We start from the raw sequence: 15281 nt of genomic DNA, 5'->3' as shown, positions 1-15281 counted from the left end.
GAAAGGACAGCATGGGTATCGGAATCGAAGTCGATGGACTCACGAAGTCGTTCGGCTCACAGAAGATCTGGCAGGACGTGTCCTTCGACATCCCGGCGGGCGAGGTGAGCGTGCTGTTGGGCCCGTCGGGTACCGGTAAGTCGGTGTTCCTGAAGTCCCTGATCGGTCTGCTGCGCCCCGAGCGCGGCAAGATCATCGTCGATGGCACCAACATCCTCGAATGCACCGCCAAGGAGCTCTACGAAATCCGCACCCTGTTCGGGGTTATGTTTCAGGACGGCGCGCTGTTCGGCTCCATGAACCTGTTCGACAACGCTGCGTTCCCGCTTCGTGAGCACACGAAGAAGAAGGAATCCGAGATCCGTCAGATCGTGATGGAGAAGCTCGACCTCGTCGGTCTGGCCGGTGATGAGAACAAGTTCCCCGGCGAGATCTCCGGCGGTATGCGCAAGCGCGCCAGCCTGGCTCGCGCGCTGGTGTTGGATCCGCAGATCATCCTCTGCGACGAGCCGGACTCCGGCTTGGACCCCGTTCGCACGGCGTATCTGTCGCAATTGCTGATCGACATCAACGCTCAGATCGACGCCACGATCCTGATTGTCACGCACAACATCAACATCGCCCGCACGGTGCCCGACAACATGGGCATGTTGTTCCGCAAGCATCTGGTGATGTTCGGTCCCCGCGAGGTGCTGCTGACCTCCGAAGAGCCCGTCGTCAAGCAGTTTCTGAACGGCCGCCGCGTCGGCCCGATCGGCATGTCCGAGGAGAAGGACGAGTCGACGATGGCCGAGGAGCAGGCACTCCTGGACGCCGGGCACCACGATGGCGGTGTCGACGAGATCGAAGGCGTCCCACCGCAGATCACGGCGACACCAGGCATGCCCGAACGCCGAGCCGTAGCCCGACGACAGGCCCGCGTCCGCGAGATCATGCACACCCTGCCGCCCGCCGCCCAGGAAGCCATCCGCGACGACCTGGAAAGCGGCTCCAGAACCCGCGCCGTCGATCAAACTACGCCGATCCCGATCCCGATCCCGATCGCGGGAGTGTAATGTGACCGGGGGCCGGCTCGCGGGGGACAGCCATGGTCGAATCGACACGTTTCCGTTTGAAGGGCGACGCGGCCCGCAGCGAAAGGTAACGGCCGAATCGATCTACGAGCGCGCACTCGCGGTCATCGATTCGGACGGAGTTTCGGCGCTAACCGCTCGGCGACTCGCCGTCGACATCAGGATTTCCACCCGAACGTTGTACAAGTGCGTCGAAGGTCATGATGACTTGATTCAACACGTCATCGCTCTGCACGGTGATCGATTGAAAACCGGACTGCAAGTAATGGATTCGTGGGCAGAAACGGTCGTCGCTTGGTGTATGAGCCTGTATCGGCAGATGGCCGAGCATCCGAATGCCTCGGCGCGGCTCACACAAAGCGATTTCGACGGCCTCCTCCGTCCGAAGCTTCACCGACCCGTCGAATGCGCTGCCGCATTCGGCATCGACGATTCGTGGGCGCGACAAGATTGCCGCTTGGTGGTTCAGACAGCTTTCAATGCCGCAGTGGTGTCGGCCAGGTGCGGTTCGTCGGAGACATTGCAGTCTCGCGCTGACGACGTCCGGCGCGTACTGCGAATGATGACGTCACGGCAGCATTCGTCCGAAAGTGTGAGGTCATCGTGTACGTAAACCGATTCGAACAGCGCTGTCTGGCATGGGCGCTGGTGGACATCGCCCGGCCCTACCTCACGGACGAAGACCGTTCACGATTGTCGGTGAGGATCGGTGCCGGGGACCTGGCGAGCGCACTGTTCGCTCTCGTCGGTCGATGTATGCGCAACGAGGTCGTGCTTCCTTCGGACGTTGCCGTTACGCTGCGCGACTGGCTGCACGGTTACTCGGGCACGGAAGTGGCTGCTGCCTTCGAACCGTACGTCGGTGTGGTGCAGATCGTGCGTAACGTCCCTGTCATCGAGCGGCCGATGGACGCTGCTCCGTCGTCCCGCGACCGATTCGGCAATCGTCCTCGCCGATTGAGTGTCGGATCGACACCCCCAGCCGCTGTGCACGGAGTCGGCCTGTTGAGTATCGCAACGGGTCCCAAGCAGGAGGATGTGAGGTGTTGGTGAGGCACAGCGCGAGGACTTCGGTCGTGGCCGCAATAACGGCAGCGATTGCCATCGGATTGTGCGTCGCACCGCCAGCGGCTGCGGTGCCGGCGCCTGAGGTGGAGTACGTGTACAACGTGATGGTGCGACGGCATTTCGACTTTCCGAACAACGACGCGCTCGCGTATGGCTGGAGCGTCTGCGAGAGGGTCACACGCGGCGTCCGATACGCGGACGTTATGACGGACACGAAGCGTGACGTTTTCCCCAACGACGAACAGGCAGCGAATTTCGTCGTGTCGAACGCCGTGGGAATCCTGTGTCCAGCTCAGATTTGGTGGCTGCGAGACTCGGCCGCGGGGTACCGCGCGCCCGATAAGCCATCGCAATCCGGCTAGGAGGCCCATGTCTTATCCATCGATGGCGCTCACCGGTGCGACCGGGCAGCTCGGCGGGTTGATCGCACAGCGGCTGGCGGAGCGCAAAGTGAGTCTGCGGCTCTTGGCGCGCAAACCGCAGAAAGCTCCGGACATACGCGATGCTGTCGCAATCCGCAGCACCTACACCGACGACGACAGCACCCGTGAAAGCCTCGCGAACGTCGACGTACTGTTCATGGTGTCCGGCGCAGAAAGCGCTGACCGTCTTGACCAGCACTGTGCGTTCGTCGACGCCGCGGCTGCGGCAGGAGTCGGTCACATCGTTTACACGTCGTTCAATGCCGCCGCCCACGACGCCGTCTTCACTCTCGCCCGAGACCACTGGGCGACCGAGCAGCACATCATCGACCGCGGTCTTCGTTATACGTTCCTGCGCAACAGCCTGTACACCGACGTCCTTCCCGAACTGGTTGGAGACGACGGCGTGCTGCGGGGACCGGCGGGCGAGGGCCGACTGGCGTCCGTTACCCGAGCCGATATCGCCGCCGTCGCCGCGGTCGTGTTGCAGGATCCGGCCGCTCACCTCGGCGCCACCTACACCCTCACCGGCCCGGAGGCATTGACGCTGACTGAGGTCGCCGAGGCCATCTCCGAAGCGACCGGCAGGACGGTGTCGTTCCACAACGAGACCGTGGCGGAGGCCTACGAGTCTCGCCGCCGCTGGGATGCCCCGCAGTGGGAGTGCGACGCGTGGGTCTCGACCTACTTGGCCATAGCCGCAGGGGATTTCGGCGACGTCACCGATGACGTTTGCGCCATCACCGGCCGAGACCCGCAAAGCCTTCGTTCGTTTCTACGGCAACGTTGCTAACGTTACTACGGCCCGCCGTTTCAGCGCCTTCGCGGACGCTACGGCGCTTCAAAAAACCTTCTGCGTTGTGGTGTAGTCGCCGGCTCGGGCCGACTGCCGCTTCTGATCTGGCTAAGCGGGCTTGACGTACGAACAGTAGAGAACTCAGGGTGCTTCTCGTCTAACAGCGCGCGAATCGAAGCCGCCGAGTGAATGGGTGTCGGCGTAGGCGGCGAACGCCACGCGCGCGCTGTACTTGGTCACCGCGCCGACGTGGATTCGACGACAGCGTAGGCGCTGCGCGCGATCGAGAGGCGATCGCTTCGAAGTCCTGGCGATTGGCCTTTGCGGTGCGCGGCGACGGTCAGCGCACGGGCCCGATGCGCCGGGAAGCCGGTGAACCATCCAGGGCGTTAACGGTGGGGACTGCTGAGCGACGGATCGTGACGGGTAGATCTCTTCGGGGAGCCGTGGGCGCAGCACGGCCCGCCCCACGCATCCTCCGGCGGCGCCTTTTTGTGAACAGATCTAGGAACGAAACTGTGCGCAACGGGGTGGACCCCGCAACGGCACGGCGTGACACACGAGACGCGAACCGACTTCTGACCGCCACGTTAGAAACGCGAGACTGCAATCGGCCGGCTCATAACTCAGAGGTGCCAGGGTACGTGCCCGCCGCGCGGCTGCTGATAGCGGATGGCTTTTCGATTCTCGGATCCGCCATTTAGATGACAATGAAGCACACGCCATTCCTGTGACAACGCGCTCCTCACCCAGGTCGACACGGTGGGAAATGCCATGCAGTTTGGCAACCTACAGGTTCTTGTCGGTTCTCATTCTGCGTGGCGGATTCTCATTTGCGATGGCGGCTGGTGGCGGATCCGCCAATTGGATGAGAATAAGTATGACCTTTGGGCGACTTGTTTTGCCGCAATGGGGCTCAACCTCTTGCCCGTCCCCTGGTGGAGCGCGCAAGCTGGTTGCACGCCAACTGTGGCGGGGGTGATCAGATGTCTGCGCCGGGTTCTCAAGGCTCCGACGCTGCGGTCGCTGGGCGGCCGTGGGTGGGTGAGTCGCTGGCTAAAGGTTGGATCCGCGAGGGGGCTGTCGACGTTGATGTTGAGTCTGCGACCGTCGATGTGCGGTCCTTGGAGGGGGAGGTTGAGCGTTGGTCAGTGACGGGCGTGTCGGAGTCTGTCTTATTCGCCGCGAGTCCGTGGCGGACTTTTCGGTGGTACGAGGGGCAACGTCATTATTCGGGCAGCTATTGGGCGGCAACGGAAGCCAGCCATGTCATCTATGAGTCGCGGTTAGAGCTATCAGCGCTTCTGATGGCCGACTTTGATCCTACGGTGCTTCAGATCGTCGCTCAGCCATTCTTATTGCAGGCAGTGGTCAACGGTCACCGTCGCCGCCATATTCCAGACTATTTGCTCCGCACGACAACGGGTTTGGTAGTGGTCGATGTTGTCCGGGCACGGCGGCTTGCAGAGGACCCGGCTGCCGGCGAGCTATGTTCGTGGACGCGTGAGGTAGTCAACTCATTGGGTTGGGAGTACCGGGTCTGCAGCGAGCCGCCCCCTGTAATCATGCGAAACATCCGATTCCTTGCGGGGTATCGGCGTTTACGCTACATCTCACGAGATACTCTGCGCGAAATACGGTTTCGTCGTACAGAGTTGTTTGGCCTACGATTCGACGACGCGCTACGGGTGCTCGGTAGGGCGGGAGCTCGGCCGGTGGTGTGTAGCGCGCTACTGCATACGTTGTGGAATCACGAGCTTTCGGTTGACTTGGGATGTCCGTTGCGTCCTTGCACCGTCTTGGGTGCGGCGTGATGACGCGGGCGTCGACACCGATCAGAACCGGAACCCGCTTCCAGTATGAGGGCATGGCGCACGAGATCGTCGAGATGCACGTCGCCGGTGACTCGTTGGAAGTTCTCGCTAAAGCGCTACGCGGCGACACGATCAGGCGTCTGTCGCTGCGTGAACTACTCATGAGTGACCGCAGCGTGATCCTGACTGATGCTGATGAGGTTGCGCTGGGTGCTGGGGAAGCGGCCAGCATTACGTTGGCAGCGGTCCCTGCCGCTGCGCGGCAGCGAGCTTGTAACCGTGCTGCGCACGCGCGAGAAGTGCTGACCGGATACCGCTCGGGCTGTGCCGAGACCGCGTTACCGTGGGAGCCGAAACCTGAATACCGTCAGGAGATTCCGTTGACGGAGCGCTACCACGCGAAGGCTTTCGAGTTACGCGCTGCCGGGCAGCGCGTGGCCTACCGCACCATCGAACGGTGGGTGCAGCTATACCGTGCTCATGGAGAGGCAGGGTTGATCTCGCAACGTGAGGTTCAGCCCGGTATCGGCGGACGTCAGGATCCGCGGTGGCGTGAGACGGCGCTGGAGGTCATGGGCGAGTACCTAGATCTATCGAAACCCAACGAGGACTTGATTATTCGGCGCACGCGCGCTCGGTTGGAAGCGCGGTTCGGTGTCGGCGCCGTGAAGATTCCCTCACAGAGTACAGCGTACCGAATTTTGGGTGAGCTCGAAGACCAGCAGCCGTTGTTCAAGTACAGCACGAAACGTAACCGTGACGTCGCTGCTCGGTCGAAGGAGGTGTACGGCAAGCTTGCTCCGATGCGGCCGGGGGAGTACCTGCTGATGGACACGACCCGCCTGGACGTGTTCGCGATGGACCCCCACACATTGACGTGGATCAATGCCGAGCTGACGGTGGCGATGGATTGGTACAGCCGCTGCATCACCGGATTGCGTCTAACCCCGGTGTCCACGAAGTCTATCGATGCGGCCGCGGCATTGTACGAGACGTTTCGACCGCGCCCGGCGGGACGGGACTGGCCCGCTGAGGCGATGTGGCCTCCACGGGGCATACCGCGCTCGGTCCTGGTCGAACAGCAAGTGCTGGATGCCAATAGCGTGTTGGCGGCGACCCCGGCGGTGGTGCCCGACACACTGATCGTCGATCACGGCAAAATCTATGTCAGCGCTCACCTCAACAGCGTGTGCCAGCGTTTGGGGATCTCGATTCAGCCAGCCCGGCTGCGCCAACCCCGCGACAAAGGACCAGTGGAGCGGTTCTTCAACACGCTTCGAGTTGGCCTGCTGCAGGAACTACCCGGCTATAAGGGCCAAGACGTCTTCGCCCGCGGACTGTCGCCAGAACAGGATTCCTGGTTCTATCTCGATGAACTCGAGGCCATCATCCGCGAATGGATCGCGGTCATCTATCACCACACGTCCCATGACAGTCTGACGGGTTTCTGTGTTCCTGGCCTGCACATGACCCCAGCGGAGATGTTCGCCCACGGGGTGGCGCGCGCCGGCTACCTCGAGGTCCCGAGGGACCCCGATCTGGCGTATGAGTTTCTCCCGGTGGCGTGGCGCACCATCCAGCACTATGGCATCGAAATAGACGGCCGAATCTATAAAGGTGACATTGTCGCCGGCCGGGCGAAGGAGAAAAGTCCGTACCCGAACGGGAAGTGGCCGATCGCTTACAACGTTGACGACATCACCAAGGTGTTCTTCCGCGATCAGCGCAACCAACGTTGGCATCAGCTCACGTGGGAGCACGCCGACATGCTTGACGCGCCGATGAGCGAGGAGATACTGCGATTCGAGCGGCAGTTGGCCAAGGCGCAGAACCGATACGTCGACGACCCCCTGGCCATTACCAGCTTTCTGGAACGCCGAAAACTGACCGTCGGGAACTCCATGGCCGAGCGGCGGATGGCCATCCGGGTGGCCCGCGACCAGTCGGGACTCATCACTGATCTCGCCGCGCCATCAAGCTCCGAATTGAGTTCGCTGACAACAGCCTTGGATCGTCAACCGGGGCAGCGTGGCCTTGCGGCCGGGTCTGCAGACGCCCTTGCTGATGATCTCGACGACGAACCCGACCAGCCGGATGTTCTCGACGATGCCGACGAACCGCCGCTGGAGCACGGCAGCTTCTACGACGCTGTGCTGGAGGTGCAATGACAGCAGGCGCCTCCCCGCATTCCAAGCAGACGACCGGGGCACGCGCGCGCAGTAAACCAGATCCCCGAAACCCGCGTGAATACCTGGACAACCTGACCTTGGCGCGCAAAGAGGGATGGCGCGCGATGGTCGAGGCGCCCCCGCTGGACAGGCCAGATTTATTGTCCAACAAAGCGCTTCGGCGATTGAGTGCATCTGCTGCAGGGGACTACAACGATCAGCGCCGCCGCTGGCATGCTCAGATGGGCACGGTGATGACCGCCGAATGCCAATCGGTGCTCGAACAACTCGAGGATTTCGTCGCGTGCAACTGTCAGACCGGTGAGGACGCCAAACCCCTGATCGCGCTCAGTGGTCTGCCCGGACTGGGGAAAAGTACGGTATCGCGGGTCTTCGGGAAGCGCGTGCACCGTCGACACATCGAGCGCTACGGAGTGACCACCCGCGCGGGCGACGAGCGGTGGCCGGTATGCCGGATCGGTATGACCGCCTCCACCGGAACCCGCGAGTTCAACGCAGCGTTGTGCGATTTCTACGCTCATCCCGGTGTGTCTCGGGCCAGCGCGCAGCAGCTTCTGCGGTGTGCGCTCGATGATGTGTCGTCGTGTGAGACACGTCTGCTGATCATCGATGATCTGCACTTCTTGCGGGGCCGCCATGAACGGATGACCGACCTGAGCAACCAGTTCAAGTACATCGCCAACGAATTCCCGCTGACAGTACTTCTGATCGGGATTGGGCTGCACGAACGCAACGCGCTTCTTGATGACCGCAACGCGTACCGCGATCACGAGATGGAGCAGCTGTTGCGCTGCACGACGCCGGTGGATATGTCGCCGTTTCGTGTGGACACTGAGACGCAGCGGCGACGCTGGCGCGAGCTTCTGCTCACTTTGGAACAGCGGCTGCTGCTGACCCAGAAGTATCCGGGCATGCTGGCTGACGACCTGTCTGATCAGCTGTTCGTGCGCAGCACCGGTCACATCGGGTCGCTGATGGCGCTGATCAGGTTGGCCTGTCAGAAAGCGATGCGCACCGGTACCGAGAAACTCACTGCCGACCTGATCGACACGTGTCGCATCGATAGCGCCGCTGAGCTGGGCCGTCGCGAGCTGCAGGCCGCGTTTCGCACCGGCCGGAAAACCACACGCCTGCGGGCCGCCACGTCGCCACCATGACCACGGTCCGCGTGCTGCCGCTGGCTACAGCACCCGTGCCGGGCGAGGCGCTGGATTCTTGGCTGCAGGCCACGGCAGTGCGCCACGGCATTGCACTCAAGGACCTTTACCAGCATCTGGGCCTCGACATGACAAGAGATCTGCGCAAGGCCGTCAGCACTATCGCCGGCACGGATGACACCGCGCAAAGAATCAGCGCCGCCACCGGTGCCTCACCGGCACAAGTCCACGCGATGACACTGGTCCGCTACCTACCGGCGGTGACCCTGCGCCCGGATGCGACCCCAACGTTTACCGCCATCACGCCGCGTCATCACGGCGACGGGTGGCGATTCTGTCCGCACTGCCTAGCCGCCAGCGGGGGAGCGTGGCTGTTGCGGTGGAGGCTGCTGTGGAGTTTTGCCTGCCTGCAGCATCACTGTCTGCTCGCGGAGCGCTGCCCACGATGCGGCCGACGGCAGCGCGCGCGGCTACTTGCCGACGCGGTGCCGCCGCGCCCCGTTCACTGCGCCTACCCGGACGCCACGACGACGGGGCAGCGACGCCGGCCGCGCTGCGACGCCGACTTGGCCACCACCCCCGTCATCGACCTGCCGCCCGATCACCCCGCACTGCGTGCCCAAGGCATCCTGGACAATCTGCTAAATAGTAAGCAGGGCCTTTTTGGGCTCTACGCCGCTCACCCCACCGCGGTACCCGTTGTCCTGGGTGATATCCGCCTCCTCGGACGCGGCATCTTCTCGGCCACTAAGGGCGCCTACCTCGACGACCTGTTGTTACCGGCTGACCTCGCCACCCTGTACCGAAAGCAGTTGCAAAACAACTCTTTTGCGGGCGCTACGGGAGGCATCGCAGCATCGGTGATCGAAAGTGCGGCCGCAGCGACCGCCGCGATCACGCTGCTCAATCAGTCGGATCTGCAGTCCGCCGCGGCACCCCTGGCCGCGCTGCCCGACGAGGTCTCGCGCTACGTATTACATGAACAGGAACGCATCGGTCGGGTGGACGGCCCGACGCCAAGTCCGGTACTGCAGGGGCTGCACTACACCGCGCTCGGAGATCGTCTGACCCCCGTGCAACAGCTGAACTACCGCCTCGACTCCCCGTTTCCACGAAAGCACCCCACTAACGTGGAGCGGCAGCGGCGATTGCTGCGTCGTCTTCCGGCGGCGCTCTGGCCGGACTGGGCGCTCCGGTTGACTCCACCCACGCTGGGACTCGCTAGTGCGCGGGCCGTGCTGGCAGCCGCAGTGCTGCTGGTCGGCAGCGATCTCGATATCGCGGACGCCGCGGCACTTCTCAGCATTCCCCTGACCCACCGCCAGGCGGTGTACCGGTTGTGGCGCTTCAAGGAGTCTCCCTGCTGGCCGGAGATCCGTGCAGCGGTGGGCATGCTCGCCGATTACCTGGACACCCACGACAGTCCCATCGACTATCAACAGCGCCGAAGCCTCAATTACGGCGCTCTGCTACCCCAGGTGGATTGGAACGCCATCTGCCGACAGGCCGGTCGGCCAGCACGTCCCGCAGCGCACACGCGTGCCTACCTTCAGCACCGGATCTGCGGCACCGCCGCACCGCGTCGCGGCGCCCCGCGCACCAACGCGGCGCTCGGCCAGTTCCCGCACCGACTTACCCCGCACCTGCTAGAAGTTCTCGATGACTATGCGTTGCGCTTCCTGCACCAGCAGGGAATCCGAGACGAACCGGTGGTGTGGGCACCCCCGCTGAGCCTGCTCAGGCACCGAACGCTGCCCGGTGGTAGCGACACCGATATCGATCTCGGCGAGCTTCATCGCCTGATCCGGGACCAGCAGTGCAGCATCCCCGCTGCCAGCCAGCGCCTCGGCGTCAACGCCAATCTGGTCCGCGCAGTCCTCGAACACCATCCCGCACCAGCCAAGCCGCGACCGGCGTGGACACCCCGACCCGGCGCCCTACGACCAGGAACGGTGTACCAGGATGCGGCCCGAGCACTCCCGCGAGACCGTCTTATCGACCTCTACACCGCACAGCAGCGCAGCCTCGCCGACATCGAAGCCGCCACGGGGTTTGGCCGAAAAACAATCGCACGGTTAGCCCGCGACTACGGCATCCCGCTGCGTCGACCAGGCGGGCGAGCAACTCCCCCCGTGGACGGCGACTGGCTCTACACCGAGTACGTCCTCAAGAAGCGCAGCTGCGCCGAACTAGCCCGAGAATTACACATCCGGGCTGCTACGGTCGTCAGGCTCGTCGAACCGTACAGGTCACCGCTGCGCACCGTGCGTCGGCGCACCGAATCCCAGGTAAGGGCGAACCCGAACGTTCCCGACCTCCTCGTTCCGGCACTCGTCGGGCACGGCGGATGGGAGCGGCTGCAGCGATTCGCCATCATCGCGCAGTTCTCCACACTCACCGACGCCGGACACCATCTCGGCATCAACGTTGCCGCCACCGGCAGCTGCATCTCACGGCTGGAAAAGGACTTCCGCGCACGGCTTCTCGTCCACGGACCGCTGAGATGCACCGCCTTCGGCGAGGAGGTACTGGTCGCCGTCGCCCAACTTGCCGAGTGGGGCGGGCCTTGACCGTGCCAGTCCCCGGACTACGGTCGCCGCGGTGCCCCGGGGTCGTCGACCACGATCTCACCAACGGCCACTCCGAGCGCTTCGGCGATGTCGTACACCCGCTCTATCAACACCCCACGCCGCCCATGCTCCATCTGAATCAGCTGATTGCGCGCAATGCCCGACTCCAACGCCAAACTTTCCTGCGACAACCCGCGCTCTAACCGCAGGGCGCGAATCCGCCCACCCACTAGCGCACGTCGACGCTGCCACATTTGGGCGCGCTCGGGATCATCCTCAGAACTCGTGTCGGCATCCCATAAGTAGCCACCCGTGGTACATAAAAGTCTGCTCATCAAAGAGTGCCCCAATCAATGTACTGCTTGCGATACAATTATCCTTGGTTATCGCTGCGTCGATGGATGGGTCCGATTCGCGCGTCTATTGGCCCACATCGCGTCCAGTCTTGTCGCCGGGCCGGCGACGGAGCTTCCCATTGTGGGTGGGACCGATCCCGGGGGAGGCGCTGGACTCCTGGCTTGACGCCATCGCGTTCCGGCATGGTGTTTCCCGTCGGACAGTCCTCGAGCGTTGCGCTATAGCGCATTCGGGCTACGGGGCCTGGATGCGCCTGCTCGACTTCGCCGACACTGACCGTATCGCCGGAGTCACCGGATGCGATCCCGCAGTTGTTGCCGCACTGGCCTTCCCGTGCACTGGCAACCCGGACAGTGCCCTCCGCGGGGCGCAAACGTTACCGTCTTCGACCTGGGCCTGGCGAGCGCACTCGCGCTGGTGTCCGCAATGCCTGACCGATACCGGCGGGCGCTGGTTACTTGCCTGGCGCCTGAACTGGACCTTCGTCTGCCTGACCCATAACCGTTCACTGCAGGACTTCTGCCCGACTTGTGCTGCGCGGCAACGTGGTCGCCCTCCTGGGAGTCAGATGCCCCAGCTCGACCGGTGTGCTGAACCCGTGCGCGACTCGTCGGGGGAGCGGGCGTGCTGCGGAGCCGACCTCGGCCAGGATCAGGAATGCGTTGAGCCTGTCAACGCCGCGATGGTGCACAGCCAACGGCTCGTGAACGCTCTGCTCGCTGGACGCCGAGCTCCACTCCGCGTGTACAGAGCAACTCAGCCCGCGCCGCAGGCCATTTTCGAGGACGTCAAAATCATTGCCCGCTATGTATTTACGCTCCTGGGTAACATGCCAGCGGGAACGACTATGCCCCAGGCGCTTGCTGACGTATCTATCGCAGGCGGAGCCAGCAGCGGGCACAGAGCCGCCCCCGCTGCGCGCCCCGCCGCCCTCGACATCGCCACCGCCACCGCAATCACCGCGGCAATCCTGGATACCCACGATGTGTCCGCAGCTGCGCACCTACTCGCAGAAGTCGTTCTCATCTCCACCTACGCCGGCGCCGGTGCCCACCGCGTGTACAACGCCGAAGCGCTGACACCGAGGGCCCACCTCATCTGCGAACGCGCACACCAGTACGTCCGCAGCACGCTCACGCTTCGGCGGCGCTACGACACCACAGCCGCCAAATCCAGGCAAAGCATCAAAAGGAACCGCCAGGCACGGGCTATGGCTCGGGTTGACTCCCTGGCGGTCTCTTCGGGGACTCGCTGGGGCCGCTGACGGCCGATCACCTCCACTCGCGCTGAAGCCCGCCGTCACAGGGCCGCCGCGTCGATATCTGATTCATCATCCAGTCGCGCGTCACAGTGACGAAATGACTACCGGCGGCGCGGCCGACTTTCGCGCTTCTGTCGTTGCATGTCACTACGCTAAGTAGTGTGACCGTGGACAAGGCGTATCCGGATGCTGCCCATCGTCACCGCTCCGCGGCTGCGTATTTGCGCGGATTCACCCAGCCTCGCGACGTTATCGTAGGCCGTGCCGGAACTGACAACGGAACTTGGCCGCCCCGTTGTCTCTCACCGCTGCTAAACCCAACGTTCTCTGTGGTCGCAAGACGATTGCGCAGCCCCTGATGATTGATGCATTAGTGCCGCGGGTGGGCATCACCGAATTGCGCCGTCATTTCGGCCGGATCCTCGGTGAAGTCGAACAGGGCCGCATCTTGGTCATCACTCGTCGCGGGCGCGAGGTGGCGCTGCTTGTGCCGGTCGAGACGCACCGCGCCGTCAGCAACGGCGGATGACTGCTCAACGGGCCGAATACGGATACCGCAGCAGTAAGGACTGCGACGTGCCCGGCCAACGGACGGTGACTGCGTGCTGCGGGCCTAATTGCTGATTGGCGTGCGACTGGCGCGTAAATATCGCGCGCCGCGCGTCGTTCAGCGTTGGCGATCTCATCGTCGAAAACTTCTGTCAGCTGCGCATACTGAGCGTTCAGCAGGTCGTCGTTCGGCGCCACCGGCTCCGCAGTGACTTGTCCCAACCTCTCGGGTCTCGGCAAAGCCGTGTACTCAAGGATAGGCCTGCGCTTCGCGCATATGACTTGGTTAGCCATCCACGCAAAACACACGAGACGATTCAGTTCTGTCATTACGCTCAGATGTGCAGAACCGATGGGGGAGGACCTGCAGATGAGCACCGTGGCACCAGGCTGGTATCAAGACCCATGGAAGCAAGCCGACCTGCGATGGTGGACAGGCACCGAGTGGACGGGCTGGACCCACACCGCGCCGCCCAGCGTTGAAGGCCCTGACACCGGGCACTCGGGGCGGTCTGTGTTGGAGGCTCTCGCCGGAGCCCAACGCATCGCCGTCATCGACGTCGAAACCACCGGTCTGTACCACGTCGACCGCGTCGTCGAGGTCGCCGTCGTGACCATGGACCCCTCCGGCGCCGTCATTGATGAGTTCGATACTTTGGTCAATCCGCATCGCGACCCCGGTCCGACGTGGATTCACGGCGTCACCGCCTCCATGCTCGTTGATGCCCCGAGTTTCGACGATGTTGCTCACTATCTCGCGGCCCGCCTGCACGGCGCTGTCGTGGTCGGCCACAACTTGCGATTCGACACCCGCATGATCGACCGGGAGTTTTCCCGCGCCGGTATCGATGTCGACTGGGGGCGCGGCCTCGACACTTTGCATGCTACGGGATGCAAACTCGCCGTCGCTTGTGCCGAGTACGACATCACTCTTGGCAACGCCCACCGCGCGCTCGTGGACGCCCGTGCCACCGGCCAATTGCTGTTCGCGGTCGCAGATGTGTTCAGTGGTTCCTGTTCGCCCGCATCGGTCATACCTGTGCGCCACGCCGCACCACGGCGCGTTCTTACCCGCGACGGTTTCGGTAGCGCGACCCTCGACGTCCCTTATCTTGCGGAGCTCGCACGAGGGGTGCACGCCGATCCCGATGTCGCTCCGTACGTGACGCTGCTTGACCGCGCCATCAGCGACCTCCAGCTGACTGCCGAGGAACGAGCCGAACTCTCCGCGCTTGCTGACGAACTCGGCCTCGACGACCGGCAGCGAGAACGCGCACACCGAGAGTTTCTCAACGGCCTGATCGACGCCGCACTCGAAGACTCGGTCATCACCGACACCGAGCTCGACCAATTGTACCGTGCCGCAGCACTTCTCCAACTAGACACAAGACTGGTCAACCGACGCACCAACGCCTACCGGCTCACTGAGTCCACCATTGCGCTGGAACCCGGAATGAAGGTGTGCTTCACTGGGGCCGCTCTCAACGAGCTTGGCGAGCCCATCGACCGGGAAACGGTCATCGAACCGCAAGCACGCGCTTTCGGTCTTGTCACCCACCACTCGCTCACCAAGACCTGTGGACTTCTCATCGCCGCCGACACAGCATCGGAATCGACCAAGATCGACGCCGCTCGCCGCTTCGGCGTCCCTGTAGCGTCATTCGCCGACTACCGCCGGGCTCTGGCTACGCGAAATCCGTTGCCGGTCACTACCGTCACGAGTCCTGGCATTGCACAGGTATGCGGCAGCTGCGGACACTCCTGGATGGCGGCACGACGCGCCAGCACGCCACTATGCGGTTCGTGCCGCGGCAGCCGACCACACACCCGGAAAGATGCCGGCGCAAGTCGACCACCGAAAGCGTCGACGCCGCCGGCAATCGAAACGCTGGTCTGTACCGAATGCCTTGACAGCTGGGAACGGCCGCGCACCCGCGGCAGGCGGCCCTTGCGCTGCCCGCAATGCGCACCGAAGCGCGAAGAGGTCCCCGCATAGCGGCTTCAGGGACAGCCTCGGTGTTTCGA

The 15281-nt window shown here is 63.5% G+C and carries 13 protein-coding genes; 11 read left to right on the top strand and 2 right to left on the bottom strand.

Going from position 1 to position 15281, the window contains the following annotated elements; genetic code table 11:
* Positions 1-11 precede the first annotated feature (11 nt).
* Positions 12-1055 carry an ABC transporter ATP-binding protein gene (locus BN976_RS04415; RefSeq protein WP_051558281.1) on the top strand — a complete coding sequence of 348 codons (1044 nt, stop codon included), beginning with the start codon at positions 12-14 and terminating at the stop codon, positions 1053-1055.
* 148 nt (positions 1056-1203) lie between these two features.
* Here BN976_RS04415 and BN976_RS33500 read toward each other — a convergent pair whose 3' ends face one another.
* Positions 1204-1521: a hypothetical protein gene (locus BN976_RS33500; RefSeq protein ID WP_145977910.1), complete on the bottom strand. Its 318-nt coding sequence runs from the start codon at positions 1519-1521 to the stop codon at positions 1204-1206.
* A gap of 200 nt (positions 1522-1721) precedes the next feature.
* On the opposite strand from BN976_RS33500, the gene BN976_RS04410 reads away from it, so the two are divergent.
* The 7 genes from BN976_RS04410 (at position 1722) to BN976_RS04385 (ending at position 11089) form a co-directional block, all read left to right on the top strand.
* Positions 1722-2126 carry a hypothetical protein gene (locus BN976_RS04410; RefSeq protein ID WP_145977909.1) on the top strand — a complete coding sequence of 135 codons (405 nt, stop codon included), beginning with the start codon at positions 1722-1724 and terminating at the stop codon, positions 2124-2126.
* A gap of 119 nt (positions 2127-2245) precedes the next feature.
* Positions 2246-2503, top strand: a complete 258-nt coding sequence (locus BN976_RS34745) for a DUF732 domain-containing protein (RefSeq protein ID WP_328848032.1) — start codon at positions 2246-2248, stop codon at positions 2501-2503.
* 7 nt (positions 2504-2510) lie between these two features.
* Positions 2511-3356: an SDR family oxidoreductase gene (locus BN976_RS04400; protein ID WP_036368257.1), complete on the top strand. Its 846-nt coding sequence runs from the start codon at positions 2511-2513 to the stop codon at positions 3354-3356.
* Between the two features lie 989 nt (positions 3357-4345).
* Entirely contained in the window at positions 4346-5173 is an 828-nt protein-coding gene (locus tag BN976_RS32390) for a TnsA-like heteromeric transposase endonuclease subunit (RefSeq protein WP_235621966.1), read from the top strand.
* Positions 5173-7341: a TnsB C-terminal domain-containing protein gene (locus BN976_RS04395; RefSeq protein ID WP_036369184.1), complete on the top strand. Its 2169-nt coding sequence runs from the start codon at positions 5173-5175 to the stop codon at positions 7339-7341. The genes BN976_RS32390 and BN976_RS04395 overlap by 1 nt, the downstream gene beginning before the upstream one ends.
* A complete protein-coding gene (locus BN976_RS04390; RefSeq protein WP_084182201.1) occupies positions 7338-8519 on the top strand; it encodes an ATP-binding protein in 1182 nt (393 codons plus the stop codon). Before BN976_RS04395 ends, BN976_RS04390 begins: the two co-directional genes overlap by 4 nt.
* Positions 8516-11089 (top strand): TniQ family protein, encoded by a 2574-nt coding sequence (locus tag BN976_RS04385; RefSeq protein WP_036368253.1) that lies wholly within the window; start codon positions 8516-8518, stop codon positions 11087-11089. The genes BN976_RS04390 and BN976_RS04385 overlap by 4 nt, the downstream gene beginning before the upstream one ends.
* Before the next feature lie 17 nt (positions 11090-11106).
* Here BN976_RS04385 and BN976_RS04380 read toward each other — a convergent pair whose 3' ends face one another.
* Positions 11107-11343, bottom strand: a complete 237-nt coding sequence (locus BN976_RS04380) for a helix-turn-helix domain-containing protein (protein WP_235621995.1) — start codon at positions 11341-11343, stop codon at positions 11107-11109.
* A gap of 143 nt (positions 11344-11486) precedes the next feature.
* Between BN976_RS04380 and BN976_RS34265 the strand changes: the two genes are divergently transcribed.
* The 3 genes from BN976_RS34265 (at position 11487) to BN976_RS31945 (ending at position 15252) form a co-directional block, all read left to right on the top strand.
* The gene (locus BN976_RS34265; protein WP_235621964.1) at positions 11487-12710 is read left to right on the top strand and encodes a TniQ family protein; all 1224 of its coding nucleotides are present in this window, start codon (positions 11487-11489) and stop codon (positions 12708-12710) included.
* A 280-nt stretch (positions 12711-12990) separates the two neighbouring features.
* Positions 12991-13236, top strand: a complete 246-nt coding sequence (locus tag BN976_RS32380) for a type II toxin-antitoxin system Phd/YefM family antitoxin (protein WP_145977908.1) — start codon at positions 12991-12993, stop codon at positions 13234-13236.
* A 390-nt stretch (positions 13237-13626) separates the two neighbouring features.
* Entirely contained in the window at positions 13627-15252 is a 1626-nt protein-coding gene (locus tag BN976_RS31945; protein WP_158498005.1) for an exonuclease domain-containing protein, read from the top strand.
* Positions 15253-15281: the final 29 nt, after the last annotated feature.

Origin of the sequence: Mycolicibacterium austroafricanum, assembly GCF_000612725.1 — a bacterium.
Classification (GTDB): domain Bacteria; phylum Actinomycetota; class Actinomycetes; order Mycobacteriales; family Mycobacteriaceae; genus Mycobacterium; species Mycobacterium austroafricanum.
Note: the sequence above shows the minus strand (reverse complement) of the source record. Positions and strands in the feature narration are given on the sequence as shown.